General features: G+C 43.7%; 9 protein-coding genes. 6 read left to right on the top strand and 3 right to left on the bottom strand.

What is annotated here, in order from left to right:
• Positions 1–170: 170 nt before the first annotated feature.
• The gene (locus MR764_RS11705; protein ID WP_247979605.1) at positions 171–2651 is read left to right on the top strand and encodes a glycosyl hydrolase; all 2481 of its coding nucleotides are present in this window, start codon (positions 171–173) and stop codon (positions 2649–2651) included.
• A 70-nt stretch (positions 2652–2721) separates the two neighbouring features.
• Here MR764_RS11705 and MR764_RS11700 read toward each other — a convergent pair whose 3' ends face one another.
• A complete protein-coding gene (locus MR764_RS11700; protein ID WP_247979604.1) occupies positions 2722–3246 on the bottom strand; it encodes an FKBP-type peptidyl-prolyl cis-trans isomerase in 525 nt (174 codons plus the stop codon).
• Positions 3247–3776: 530 nt separating this feature from the next.
• On the opposite strand from MR764_RS11700, the gene MR764_RS11695 reads away from it, so the two are divergent.
• From MR764_RS11695 to MR764_RS11685, 3 genes are all read left to right on the top strand, one after another.
• Positions 3777–5792 carry a thioredoxin domain-containing protein gene (locus MR764_RS11695; protein ID WP_247979603.1) on the top strand — a complete coding sequence of 672 codons (2016 nt, stop codon included), beginning with the start codon at positions 3777–3779 and terminating at the stop codon, positions 5790–5792.
• Positions 5789–6829, top strand: a complete 1041-nt coding sequence (locus MR764_RS11690) for an FAD-binding oxidoreductase (RefSeq protein WP_247979602.1) — start codon at positions 5789–5791, stop codon at positions 6827–6829. Before MR764_RS11695 ends, MR764_RS11690 begins: the two co-directional genes overlap by 4 nt.
• A gap of 102 nt (positions 6830–6931) precedes the next feature.
• On the top strand, positions 6932–7780 hold the full coding sequence (locus MR764_RS11685) for a hypothetical protein (protein ID WP_247979601.1): 849 nt from the start codon (positions 6932–6934) through the stop codon (positions 7778–7780).
• A 65-nt stretch (positions 7781–7845) separates the two neighbouring features.
• Here MR764_RS11685 and MR764_RS11680 read toward each other — a convergent pair whose 3' ends face one another.
• On the bottom strand, positions 7846–9912 hold the full coding sequence (locus MR764_RS11680; RefSeq protein WP_247979600.1) for a prolyl oligopeptidase family serine peptidase: 2067 nt from the start codon (positions 9910–9912) through the stop codon (positions 7846–7848).
• A gap of 252 nt (positions 9913–10164) precedes the next feature.
• Here MR764_RS11680 and MR764_RS11675 point away from each other — a divergent pair, with 252 nt between their 5' ends.
• Positions 10165–11238, top strand: coding sequence for a hemolysin family protein (locus MR764_RS11675; RefSeq protein ID WP_247979599.1), 1074 nt, complete (start codon positions 10165–10167; stop codon positions 11236–11238).
• 162 nt (positions 11239–11400) lie between these two features.
• A complete protein-coding gene (locus MR764_RS11670; RefSeq protein ID WP_247979598.1) occupies positions 11401–12270 on the top strand; it encodes a DUF3078 domain-containing protein in 870 nt (289 codons plus the stop codon).
• 116 nt (positions 12271–12386) lie between these two features.
• Here MR764_RS11670 and MR764_RS11665 read toward each other — a convergent pair whose 3' ends face one another.
• A complete protein-coding gene (locus MR764_RS11665; protein ID WP_247979597.1) occupies positions 12387–13412 on the bottom strand; it encodes a HAMP domain-containing sensor histidine kinase in 1026 nt (341 codons plus the stop codon).
• Positions 13413–13530: the final 118 nt, after the last annotated feature.

Below are 13530 nucleotides of genomic sequence, written 5' to 3'. Positions count from 1 at the left end.
CTGGTTTATTTTCCTCTAAATTTCGGATAAAATCGATTAAAAATGAAATCAAATGGGTTTACAAAACATTCGGAACCCAAAGGAATTTCAATTCGTTGAAAAACAATTAGGGAAAATGTCTTTTATGGTTAATTTTGAGATGCTTGATTTTATACCTTAAAACCTGACTTATGAAAAATAGCCTATTCCTCTTTTCCCTGATTTTATTTCTTGTTTTTACTGCCTGCGAAACACAGGAAGTAAAATGGCCCGAAGAAACCCAGACTTCGAAACCCTGGACACGATGGTGGTGGATGGATTGTGCGGTTGACAGTACCAACATTTCACGCGAACTGAAAGAACTTGCCGACGCCGGAATTGGGGGAGTGGAAATTACGCCGATTTATGGTGTTAAAGGCGAAGAAGATCGGGTGATCGAATACCTTTCTCCTGAATTTACCGAAGTTTTGAGCTATACCATCGAAGAAGCCGAAAAGTTGGGAATGGGAGTGGATTTGCCTCCCGGGAGTGGCTGGCGATGCGGTGGCCCTTTTGTTCCTATCGAAAAAGGACTGTGGAACCTGAAAATTGAAAAAAATGCTTCCGGTTATGTCGCAAATGCAGTGCAAAACGGCGACAAAGTAAAACGCCCTGCAAAGGGAGGTGAAGGTTTGTCGATCGATACATACAACAAGGAAATTACAGAATGGTATCTCGATGAATTCTGGAAAAGATTGAATATTCCGGAAGGGAAACTTCGCTGTTTTTTTCATGATTCTTTTGAATATACGGGAGACTTCACCCTCGATTTCGAGGCGCAGTTCAAAAAACGACGGGGGTATGACTTAAATGAGGTGTTGTATCTCTTGGCAGACGATACGATTGATCCGGAGTTAACAGCCCGTGTAAAATCGGACTATCGCGAAACGCTGGCGGATTTGGTGCTGGAGTCGTTTATTCAGCCTATGACCGATTGGGCCAACAGCCACCACAGTTTAAACCGGAATCAGGCGCACGGATCGCCCGGTAATTTGCTTGATTTGTACGAAGCCTGCGATATTCCGGAAACGGAGTTTTTCAGAAATGTTCCTGAAGGAGAACCAAGACTGTTCATCCAGAAATTTGCATCGTCGGCTGCACATGTTAGTGGTAAAAAGTTAAGTTCGTCGGAGAGTTATACCTGGCTCGAAGAGCACTGGACGGTAACTCCGACAGAAATGTTGCGGGCTACCAACCGCTTTTTCCTGGCGGGAATCAACCACATGTTTTTTCACGGTACTTGTTACTCGCCCGAAGATGCCGCCTGGCCGGGATGGCTGTTTTATGCCTCTGCCCAGATCAACAACCGAAATCCCTTGTGGCGCGAATTGCCGGTTTTGTTTCAATACATTGGCCGGGTGCAAAGTATGTTGCAGGAGGCAGAACCGGTAAACAATGTTTTGGTTTACTGGCCGTACTACGATGTGGCAGCGGCAGAGGGACGACTGTTTAAGCACCTTGCCGTTGGTTCGCCCACCGAATGGTTTTACGGGCAACCGATAGCGACGCTTTCAAAACGTTTGACAAAGGCCGGTTACAGTTTTGATTATATTTCCGACAAGCAGATTGGCGCCAGTACTTCAGAAAACGGGTCAATCATTACTTCCGGGAATACTCACTACGATGCGATTGTGGTTCCTTCCACACACTACATTCCGCTGGAAACAATGAAACAGCTGATTGCTCTTCAGAAAAACGGTGTAAAAGTTTATTTCGACGGTGAGCTGCCTTTGTCGGTTCCCGGGTACAACCAGTGGAAAGATCGAGAAGCCGAATTGACTACTTTAAAAGAAGAAATTGAAACTAGTCAGGTAGGAGATGCCGTTCAGTTATTGAATGAAAACGGTGTTTCCAATGAGAATGATTTGGCAGGAAAAGGATTTTATTTTCTGAAGATGCAAGACAAGGATGACGATGTTTTGCTGGTCTTTAATGTGGAGAATAAAATGCTCGACGAATGGGTGGAATTGAAAACGGATGCCAATGAGTATGTGTTCATGGATCCGATGAGCGGCGCCATTACAAAGGCTGAAAAGAAAGGAAATAAAATACATTTGCAGCTTCAGCCCGAAGAATCGGTGTTTATAAAATGTTTGCCCGTAAAATCGAATGCAAAACCACATCATTATTTTTCGGCCACGGGAGGACAGAAGGTTATTGATGTGCGCTGGCATTTGTCGTTTGAGTATGGAGGCCCTGTTTATCCGGGAGATATTGATATGATGCAACTTCAATCGTGGACCGAGGTGGGGGATGCCGAAACCAGAAGGTTTGCAGGTACCGTGCGTTATTCTGCCGATTGGGTTTGGGATGGAGAAAGCTCGGCCTGGGTAGACTTGGGAACAGTGTACGATTGTGCCCGGATATCGGTGAACGATAAAGACTTTGGAACTTCGCTGGGGCCAACTTATGTTTGGGAAATTGACAATTTGAAAAAGGGGAGAAACCATATTGTGGTTGAAGTCAGCAATGTTGCTGCCAACCGCATTCGCGATTTGGACAAAAGGGGAGTAGAGTGGAAAAAATTCAAGGACATTAATATTGTGAACAGCAGTTATCTGCCCTTCGATGCATCGGAGTGGCCGGTTCGCGAAGCCGGAATATTGGGGCCGGTTGTTATATATGCAGAATAGCAGTGGACCCCAAAAAATAAGCCCTGATATGCGATCATATCAGGGCTTATTTTTTATGGTGTTTTTCCAATTAATTTCCGGTATTTTGAAATTTGATATCTTTCATTTCAATCGCAAATATGAGCGTTTCATAAGGTCTGATTACCGAGTAGTAACCGGTTGGCCCGTATGCGAGTTCTGAAGGAATAATAAATTCGGCCGACATATTCTTGTTCATCACCGATAATGCGTCATTGAAGCCATCGATCAAATTTTCGCCGGGATATACAAATTCCCATTCTCCGTTTTCGAAGCTGTAATCAGAGGCATCAAATAAAACTCCGTTGGTAAAATAGCCTCGGTAGGTAATCGTAACTGTATCGCCATCCGAGGGTGTCTGACCTTCTCCGGCTTCATCTACAATATAATACACGCCTAAAGCCGTTGTGTCGATATCGAGCCCCTGTTTTTCCATATTAGCGAGTAGTTTATCGAGTTCGGCTTGTTCGATAGCTTTTGTCCTTACTTCTTCTTCCTCATCATTTGTTTTTATACAGGAGGTCAGAGAAACGATAATCATTGTGATCAACGCAAATGTGATGGATTTGATATTCATTTTCATGGATTTTGGTATAAAGTTATTTTCCGGGGCGAATATATCTCTTTTATTCATTAACGCCAACTTGCTGAGGGGCGAGCTTTTCTGAAAAACGAATGAGGAAATGGGAGGGATTTAAAAACAAAAAACTCCGGCGTCCACTCCGGAGTTCAATGTTGTTGTTGCGTTTTCACTTAATTGGGTTTGCAAGCACAAATATATACATAATGGGATATCTGGAATTTTTGTAGATAAGAAAAACAAGGTTCAAATTGCTGATTTTTTGGGTCGTATTTTCTGATTGCAGATTAAGCCAATACACGATTCTTCATCGGGTACTTTATATGGTTTTGTCGGTATGCGAAAGCATCGGATTTATTGTTTGGTTTTGCATGCATAGTGTTTATTTTTCTGGTTGCTGTAATGTGTTGATGTTGAATTGATTATTTTAATCGATTGAGCATCTAAAATCCTTATTGAAATATGTTTCATTTTCAAAACTAAATTGGGATGACATTGTTCCTTTGAAAAAAGTGAACATTTTTTCAATGAAATATACCAACCGTTTAATACACGAAACGTCTCCTTACCTGTTGCAGCACGCACATAATCCGGTAAATTGGCATCCCTGGAGCGAAGCGCTGATTGAGGAAGCGAAGGCGCAGGATAAGCTGATTCTGATCAGTATCGGTTATGCAGCCTGCCATTGGTGCCATGTAATGGAACACGAAAGTTTTGAAGATGAAGAGGTGGCGGAAGTGATGAATGCCCATTTTGTGTGCATTAAAGTGGACCGGGAAGAACGCCCCGATGTGGACCATTACTACATGAGCGCGGTTCAGCTGATGGGAATGCAGGGAGGATGGCCCTTAAATGTAATTGCGCTGCCCGATGGTCGCCCTATTTGGGGAGGAACTTATTTCCCGAAAGAGAACTGGGTGAAAAGCTTAAATTCGGTGGCGGGCTTTTACCGCGAAAACAAAGCGAAAACAAAAGAATACGGAACACAGCTCGAAGAAAGTATCCGGCGTTTGTCGCTTTCAATGGGAGTGGAGGACAACATTTCGGTGAACCGTGAATTGCTGGAGAATGGAGTGGAAGCCTGGAAATCGAGGTTCGACACCGAAGAAGGAGGTCGCATGGGAGCGCCCAAGTTTCCGATGCCGGTGAACCTCGATTTTCTGATGTATTACGGCTGGATAAAAAAGGATGAAACGGTTTTGACTTTTGTAAATACCTGGCTGGAGAAAATGGCTCGGGGGGGTATTTACGATCAGGTAGGGGGCGGATTTGCCCGTTATTCGGTGGATGAATACTGGAAAGTGCCGCACTTCGAGAAAATGCTTTACGATAATGGACAGCTTCTAAGTGTGTATTCGAAGGGTTATCAGTTGTACAAAAATGAAGAATTCAAAACGGTGGTTTACGAGCTGGTTCATTTTCTGGAGCGGGAAATGCTGGATGAGTCGGGAGCGTTTTATTCATCGTTGGATGCCGACAGCGAAGGAGAGGAAGGTCGTTTTTATGTTTGGCGCGAAAGCGAATTGAGTACTCTTCTGGGGGACGAGTATCCGGTGTTTGCGGCGTATTACCATGTGAATGCGAAAGGCTACTGGGAACACGGTAATTACATTCTGTTGCGCGATGGTTCGGATGAAGCGTTTGCTGAGGCGAACGGAATGAGCCTGGAGCACCTGCACTGCATGGTTTCGAAATGGAAATACAAATTGCTGAAAGCGCGATCGAACAGAGTACGTCCCGGGCTGGATGATAAAACACTGACTTCGTGGAATGTGATGGCGGTTCAGGGGCTGGTGGATGCGTACAATTCGTTCAGAGAAAATAATTTCCTGGAACTGGCCCTGAAAAATGCCCGTTTTATTAGTGAACATCAAATGCAAAGCAATGGTAAACTTTACCACAGCTGGAAAAAAGGGAAAAGCACGATCGATGGTTTTTTGGAAGATTATGCTTTTGTGATTCAGGCCTTTCTTTCGTTGTTTGAAACAACAGGAGATATTACCTGGGCCGAACGCGCAGCTAAAATGATGCGCTACGTTAACGATCACTTTTTTGATGAGGAACGCGGACTTTTTTATTTTTCAGAGAAAAACGCAACTACCAGCGTTGGAAACCATTTTCAGAACGAAGACAATGTCATTCCGGCATCCAATTCGGTAATGGCCAATAACCTGCACCGCATGTATTTGTTGTATGGTCGCCCTGAATATTTGACTACGATCAAAACGATGTTAAAATATATCACCCCTAATTTTACAAAATATCCAATGGCCTATGCCCACTGGGGAAACGTGATGTTAAAGCTTACTGAACCGTATTTCGAAGTGGCGGTTTGTGGGATCAATTCCAACATCCTGTTAAAGAAATTGCACAAAGATTATCGCCCCAATACCTTGCTGGCGCATTGTAGCGACGAAAGCGAACTGCCATTATTGAAAGGCCGTTTTGTAAAAGGCGACGATCTGATTTACGTGTGCAGGGAAGGCATGTGTCAGTTACCGGTGAGAAGCTCGGAAGAAGCGATAAATCTTCTGGCGATATGAAAGAAGTTGAATTTCTGATTGTAGGACAAGGACTGGCGGGTACTATGCTGGCCTTCGAATTGCTGGAGCGAAATATCAGTTTTCGCTTGGTCAGTTCAACACAAAAAAGCAAAGCATCGGTGGTGGCAGCCGGGATGATCAACCCACTGGTTTTTAAACGGCTTACCAAAAGCTGGATGGCCGATCAGCTAATGCCGGTGATGCGGAAACGTTACCGCGAGTTGGAGCAAAAGCTTTCCTCCTCGTTTTTTTATGAGAAAAAAATACTGAAACCCTTATCGGAACAGGAAACGCTGCTGTGGAATGAAAAGATGGAGAAGCCCGATTTCGCCACATATATAGAAGCGGTTTTGCCGGATTCGCCCAGTGACGCTGTTGCCGAATCGTATGCCTTTGGCATGGTAAAGGAGTCGGGGTATGTAAACCTGGCTGTTTTTCTGTCGTTAGCCGAACAGTATTTTCGGGAAAAAGATTTGCTGCTGGATGTCGATTTTCAGTTAAATGAAGAAGTTCACACATATTTTGAGGTGGCCGATACCAAAGCTCAAAAAATCGTGTTTTGCGAAGGTTACCACCTGGCACAAAATACCTTGTTTCGCTTTGTAAAAATGAATCCGGCCAAGGGTGAAGTGCTGCAGATTTATGCTCCCGGTTTATCGGAAGAATTTATTTTGAATAAACGCGTGTTTGTTTTGCCTGTCGGGAATCATCGGTTTAAAGTCGGCTCTACTTACGAGTGGGACGATTTGAGCGAGAAAACGACAGAGAAGGGCCGAGACTCGATAGTGGAACGACTGGAAAATCTGGTTACCGCAAAATATTCGATCGAAGAACATTGGGCAGGTGTTCGCCCAACGGTTTCCGACCGACGACCGTTGCTGGGTGTTCATCCTCAGCATAAAAATGTGTTTTCCTTTAACGGACTGGGAACAAAAGGAGTGATGCTGGCCCCCTGGTTTGCCCGGCTGATGGCTGATTATCTGCAAGGGAAAAGCAATACTTTACCAGCCGAGGTTGATCTTAACCGGTTTGTATAAATTAAATCAAGACATAATAAACGGAGCAATTTCTGATGCTGAGATTTTTCGAATCGTTTGTTTATTCTATTTTTACGAGACCTTAACAATTAAATCTTTTTTATGACACGTAAATATTTTCTCCCATTAGCTTTTATTTTTCTTTTGAAAATATCGTTTGCACAAAATCCGGAAATACTGGGAATTCCGGAAATACCCGATATCAAAGATACGCGCAGCGCCGAACCTTTTTTATTTTCAACCTCAACGCTTACTGCACAGGATTTACCCTGGGTGCTGAGTTATGGAGGCAGTTACGGAAATAACCTGAGTCGCGGGTTTGGCTTTAACGGTGTCGATCAGCAATTGGGGGTAAAGGGTTATCTGGGAAACCGGTTTACCATGTTGGCGTATGTTTCGCTTGGTGTTGCCAGTGCCGATAATTCGGTGGTAAGTGCACAGCGGGCCGAAATTATTCGCGACCTGATCGGCGGCAAAAAAACAGACGGAATACGTTTGGGATTCGGTGGCGGATTGAGCCGCGATTATGGCGGTGTATTTTCTATCGTCGGCCGTGCAACCGGCTCGCTCGAAAGCAAACGCTGGAAACTGGCGGGCAACCTGCTACTTGAAAAAGCGCTGTCGAGCGGACGTGATAAAGTAGATGTGCTGACCAGCTGTGGCATTCACTATAAAATTACCGATCATTTTTTTGCCGGTGCCGAAGCCATTGGTGAAGATTTGGAAGGATTGTGGGAAGAGGACGAGGCGGAAGGTGGTGCCCGCATGATGTTTGGCCCTTCGCTGAACGTGGTTCCTGAACGTTCAAGGTTCACTTTTTCGTTGTCGGGCGGACCAGCTGTGTACCTCACCCGCAGTGTTGTTACCAATCCCGATGCTATCCGCGAGCTCCCCGGAGATAACGGAATGACAGTTAGGGCACGGGTGGTCTTTAACCTTTCTGGTTCTTAAGGTTTGTATCAAAATAAAACCCCGAAGGGAAATTCCTCCGGGGCTTATCGCTTGCTATTATTTTCTTAACGCATAAGTTTCATTTGCAGGTAGCTGTACTGAAGAGCAGCCATTTGCGCACGTTGTTCGTTAGTTGAAGCTCCTGCATGTCCTCCTTCCGTGTTTTCGAAATAGTACACTTTGTAACCCATTTCACTCATTTTAGCCACCATTTTACGGGCATGTCCCGGGTGAACCCTGTCGTCGCGGGTCGAGGTGTAAAAGAACACTTCGGGATAGTCCATGCCTTCTTTCACATTTTGGTACGGCGAATATTTTTTAATGTATTCCCATTCCTCCGGAATATCAGGATTTCCATACTCAGCCATCCAGCTGGCACCCGCCAGTAATTTGTTGTAACGTTTCATATCGAGCAGCGGGACGGCACAAACCACCGCATTGTATAAATCGGGCCGTTGGGTGAAACCTACACCCACGAGCAAGCCACCGTTACTTCCGCCGCTGATTCCAAGTTTTTTCGGATTGGTGATTTTTCGCGCAATTAAATCTTCGGCTACGGCAAAATAGTCGTCGTAAATTCGCTGACGGTTTTCCTTGAGACCGGCCTGGTGCCATTTGGGGCCGAATTCGCCACCCCCGCGAATGTTGGCCAGTACGTAAACGCCGCCTTTTTCGAGCCACGATATTCCTGTAATGGCGCTGTAATTCGGGAGTCGCGGAACTTCAAAACCTCCGTAGGCGCTGATCAGTGTAGGATTTTTCCCCGAGAGTTTCATCTCTTTGCTGCTAACCACAAAATAGGGAATCATGGTCCCGTCTTTCGAAGCCACTTCAAATTGCTGAACCTGGTACTTTTCGGTGGGGAACCACGATTTCAGGGCCTTTACCTCGGTAAATTTTCCAGTTGAAGCGTCGCCTTTGTAAAGAGTAGAAGGCGCCAGGAAATTCTCGAAGTAGAAAAAGAAAGTATCGCTTTCATCGTCGGTTGATCCCAATGAAATATTACCGTATTCGGGGGCATTGATCTTCTCTTTCTTCCAGGTTCCGTTGTAGGTGTATTTATAGAGTTCGCTTTTTACATTATTGAGCATATTTACAAGCAGCACATTTTTTGTCGCGCTTGTTTCTGTAATGCTGGAGCGTTCGTCGGGGCGAACAATCAACTGGTACCCGGTGCCGCCTGCGATAAGATCGGCATAAGGAATACTTACCAAATCGCCTTGTTTGAACGAGTTGTCACCAATGTTCCAATCCGATTTGAGGCTCAGCAACACCTGTTTATTAAATATCCCGCTTAATTCGATGTCTTCCGGTAAATCGAGTTTGATTAACTCTCCGTTTTCGATGAAATAATAATAACCGGAGTAAAACGAGGTTCGTTGCGTAATAATCTGGTAGGTTTTGTCTTTGGTCGGAGAAGTATATCCCCAAATGCCCATATCGTCTTCCTTCCCGTCAAAAATAAGTTGAGCGTTTTTAAGGTCGGTGTCACGCTGCCATATTTTCACCTGCCGCGGATATCCCGATGTGGTTACTCCATCGCCAAAATCAGTGGCTACCATCAGGGTGTTTAGATCGATCCAGCTGGCGCCGCCTTTTGCTTCCGGAATGTAAAATCCGTTTTGAAGAAATACTTTGTTAATGGCATCGAATTCGCGAATAACCACTGCATCGCCACCGCCTTTCGAAAGGTTAATCAAAAAACGGTTGTAATCGGGATACAGACCGGTAGCACCTTTGAAAACATATTTTTCACCATCTTTTTCTGAAAGGGCATCGATATCGATTACCGTTTCCCAATGTGGATCACCGCCCAGGTAGCTTTGCAGGGCCGTTCTTCTCCATATGCCACGCGGATGTTCTTCATCCTGCCAGAAATTGTAAACAAGGTTCCCGATAATCGACGGGTTTGCAATCCGGTCGGTCGAATTGTAAATCTCAAGGTCTTTCTCATACATCTCCTGGTAGCCGGGCTGACTCATGAGAACTTTTAGTGTTTTGTCGTTCCATTTCCCGACCCAGTCCAGTGATTTCTGAGCATCCACGTCTTCCAGCCAAAGGTAAGGATCGTTTTGTGCAAAGCCGATTTGCGTCATAATTGCCAGTAAAATAATTAAGAATGTTTGTTTCATATGCTTGTACTATTTGTTGTTCTATTTATTTTTTGAACGTTGCGATCTCTCTAAATGAAAAATACAATTTATCCCATTAAAATACGCTGTACTGTTTTTTTTAGTCATAAAAATTTATTCTTCATTACAATTTTGAGCGATGCTTTGTTTGAAAAATATGTCATTCTATGCTTTTTTATGTGCGATTAAATCGCTTTTCTTTTGCGGAAATCGCGAAATGCTTAATTTCGTTATTCACATCTATAAATTGACATGGGAACTCTGATTTTCTTTTTTGTTGTTTCAATTCTGGTTTCGTTTTTATGTAGTATTTGTGAGGCGGTACTGTTGAGTGTAACGCCTTCGTATATAAGCCGGATGCAAAATGAGAAGCCGGTTTTGGGAAACATTCTGGCACACTTTAAAGACGATATTGATCGTCCGCTTTCGGCTATTTTAACACTCAATACGATTGCGCACACCGTGGGTGCGATCGGAGTAGGAATCGAAGCAGGGAAAATTTTTGGCGCCCATAAAATGGATCTCTATCTTTTTGACCTTACCTACGAGTCGTTGATTGCCGGCGTTATGACACTGGCCATTCTTGTGCTTTCCGAAATCATCCCGAAGACCATCGGAGCTACTTACTGGAAGCAACTCACCGGTTTTACCGTTCAAACACTGCGGATTTTGGTGTTTATACTGGCGCCTTTTATATGGCTCAGTAATCTGCTCACCCGTTCGCTGAAAAGGAAAGGGACAAAAAGTGTGTTTAGCCGCGCCGATGTGGCGGCGATGGCCGATGCTGGTTTGAAAAGCGGAGCTATTGACCAGGAGGAAAAGTCGATTATTCTGAACTTGCTACAGCTTGAAAACCTCAAAATAAAGCAGATCATGACCCCGCGAACCGTTGTGTTAAGCCTTGATGAGGATCGAAACCTGGGAGATATTTATGTGGAACACAATCCGTTTCAATTCTCCAGGATCCCGGTTTACCACGAAACGCCCGACAACATTACCGGAATGGTGCTGAAAGATGTGATCCTGGAAAACCTTGCTGAAGACAAACATGCCATGAGACTGGCTGATATCAGGCGTGATGTCATATTTGTACAAGACAACTGGTCGGTGGCACGTTTGCTTGATACGCTGATTCTGGAGCGGCAACACCTGGTTATGGTAGCCGACGAGTTTGGAACCATAGTGGGGCTCGTGACCATGGAAGACGTTATTGAAACGCTTTTTGGGCTTGAAATCGTGGATGAATCGGATAAAGTGGAGGATCTTCAGAAACTGGCACGTTCCAATTGGATCAAGCGAGTTAAGCGGGATAAACCACAAAAATAATCACCCCGTTTTTATGGTTGGATAAATAATTCGGGTAAGTATAATCTATTCATTTCGATAACGGAAGGGAAGAGCCTTTATATTTTTCGACAAACAATAATACATTATGTTTGTTTGTTATTCCTTATATTTAAGGTAATACACCATTTAAACAGAAAACACATGAAACAACTACTTTCCATTTTATTACTGGTTCCGTTTTTTTCGTTCGCCCAGGAGAAAAAAGATTCGCTGTGGACAACCAGCGGAAGTACCACTTTGAATTTTTCGCAGGTTTCGTTGAGTAACTGGGCTGCCGGGGGAAAAAGTTCGATGTCGGCCATTGGCATGATAAACTATGCGGCCAATTATAAAAAAGACAATTTGAGTTGGGACAATACTTTTGATTTTCGTTACGGTTTTTTGAAAGAGAAAGATGTTAAAGTCAGAAAATCGGATGATATCATCGACGTTAGTTCTAAATTAGGATTTAATGCCGGGGGAAACTGGAATTATTCGGGTCTTGTAAATTTTAAATCTCAATTTGCCAAGGGGTATAAATACGACAATAATAATATTCCGGTTGAGGTAATTTCAAAATTTATGGCGCCGGCCTACCTGAAGACCGGTATTGGTATGGATTACAAGAACGATCATCTTTCGGTGTTGTTGGCTCCTGTATCAGGTAAGTTTACTTTTGTTTTGGACGATTCGCTATCGGCTCAGGGGGCTTTTGGGGTGGAAGAGAACAAAAACTTTCGGGCGGAACTCGGTGCTACCGCAAAATTTGAATACAAGCGTGATATCATGAAAAATGTGACCTTGAACACTTCGCTCGATTTATTCTCGAATTACCTGAAAGAAACGAAGAATGTGGATCTTGACTGGAAAGTTCAGATTAATATGAAAGTGAATGATTATTTGTCAGCCAACCTGATCACGCATTTGATTTACGATAACGATACCAAGATAAAAGACCCGGATACCGGAATTGCAAGTCCGCGGCTACAGTTTATGGAATCGTTTGGAGTTGGACTCACATTTAGATTCTGATAAATTACGAAGGGCTTGATCAATGAATCAGGCCCTTTTTATTTTTACTTCTCTGAAGTCGTTATTGTTGAATGAGATTGATCCGGAAATTTAAACCGGGAGACGAATACTTCCCGTTAAATTTCAAAAAAGAATGTAGTCCCTTTTTCGGGCGTGCTGTTGTATCCTACTTTTCCTTTCAGGTATTTTTCCCCAAAAAGTTTCATACTGTAGGTTCCTATACCGCGTCCACCTCCTTTGGTCGAGTAAAAGCGTTTAAATAACTGTGCCTGAATGTCACGGGGGATACAACTGCAGTTGTGTATTGAAAACTGAATTTTATCGTGGTGTTTTACACACTTTAAAGAGATACAATCGTTGGGCACATTCACCTCCAGCGCGTTTTTAATCATATTTCCCAATATGCGTTTCAGCAAAACTTTATCGGTAACCAACGTAAGCTTTTCCGAATCAGGATCAAGCAGTATCGGTTTTCCACGATTAGTCTGGTGGTTTTTGTATAATTTTTTTAGTTCCTGTAAAACTTCGAGTGTATCGACGGTACTATGTTGCGGTACCAAATCTCCTTTTTCAGCGGAAACAATTTCCCGCTGCATTTGAATTTCCTCAATCAGGTTGTTGGCAGCCCACTGTATGGTGTCAGCAATGTCTTTGATATCGGTCAGGTCGTCCATTTCCTTCAGAATGGCGGATAACCCGGAAATACCACCGGCGCTGTTCAGCAGGTCGTGAATAAAGACTCGTTCCAGCGATTCGCGTCGTTTTTCATTACTGATATCTGTGATCGAAAAAATGATCAGCTCTTCTCCATCGAGTTGAAACGGACTTGCCGTTACCCTAAGATCAATCGCATCATTTTCGATGGTCATTATTTTGCATTCTTCGGTTGCTTTTATCCCTCTTTTCGAAAAAAGGATGGCATTAAGAGCACCGCACGATTTGCAAAATTCCGAAGTTCCACATCCCTCATAAGCCTGAACGGCATTCGTACAATTAAATGCATTCCCGGGTTTTTTAAATATAACATCAGGAGGGAGGTTGAGCACACCGATAAACCGAAGATAGCTTTCGTTGGCGTATAAAATTTCGTGTTGCCGGTTCAGGATCAAAACCATTTGAGTGACGGATTCTGCAAAATCCATCAATTGTCTGTTTTCTCTTATCAAGCCGGTTAAGTTATTCGTTCGCTCACTGGGCATATTTGTACAAGTAATTTGCTTAATCAGGATAGTAATTCAATGATTTAATAACCTTTATGGT

The organism is Maribellus sp. YY47 (genome assembly GCF_023111095.1).
In the GTDB taxonomy this organism is placed as follows: Bacteria; Bacteroidota; Bacteroidia; order Bacteroidales; family Prolixibacteraceae; genus Draconibacterium.
The sequence above is the reverse complement of the archived record's forward strand: the minus strand, read 5'-3'. Positions and strand labels throughout refer to the sequence as shown.

Coding starts and splice junctions, on each gene's coding strand:
- MR764_RS11675 (WP_247979599.1), top strand. CDS start 10,165: ATGGGAACTCTGATTTTCTTTTTTGTTGTTTCAATTCTGGTTTCGTTT.
- MR764_RS11680 (WP_247979600.1), bottom strand. CDS start 9,912: ATGAAACAAACATTCTTAATTATTTTACTGGCAATTATGACGCAAATC.
- MR764_RS11665 (WP_247979597.1), bottom strand. CDS start 13,412: ATGGATTTTGCAGAATCCGTCACTCAAATGGTTTTGATCCTGAACCGG.
- MR764_RS11695 (WP_247979603.1), top strand. CDS start 3,777: ATGAAATATACCAACCGTTTAATACACGAAACGTCTCCTTACCTGTTG.
- MR764_RS11705 (WP_247979605.1), top strand. CDS start 171: ATGAAAAATAGCCTATTCCTCTTTTCCCTGATTTTATTTCTTGTTTTT.
- MR764_RS11690 (WP_247979602.1), top strand. CDS start 5,789: ATGAAAGAAGTTGAATTTCTGATTGTAGGACAAGGACTGGCGGGTACT.
- MR764_RS11700 (WP_247979604.1), bottom strand. CDS start 3,246: ATGAATATCAAATCCATCACATTTGCGTTGATCACAATGATTATCGTT.
- MR764_RS11685 (WP_247979601.1), top strand. CDS start 6,932: ATGACACGTAAATATTTTCTCCCATTAGCTTTTATTTTTCTTTTGAAA.
- MR764_RS11670 (WP_247979598.1), top strand. CDS start 11,401: ATGAAACAACTACTTTCCATTTTATTACTGGTTCCGTTTTTTTCGTTC.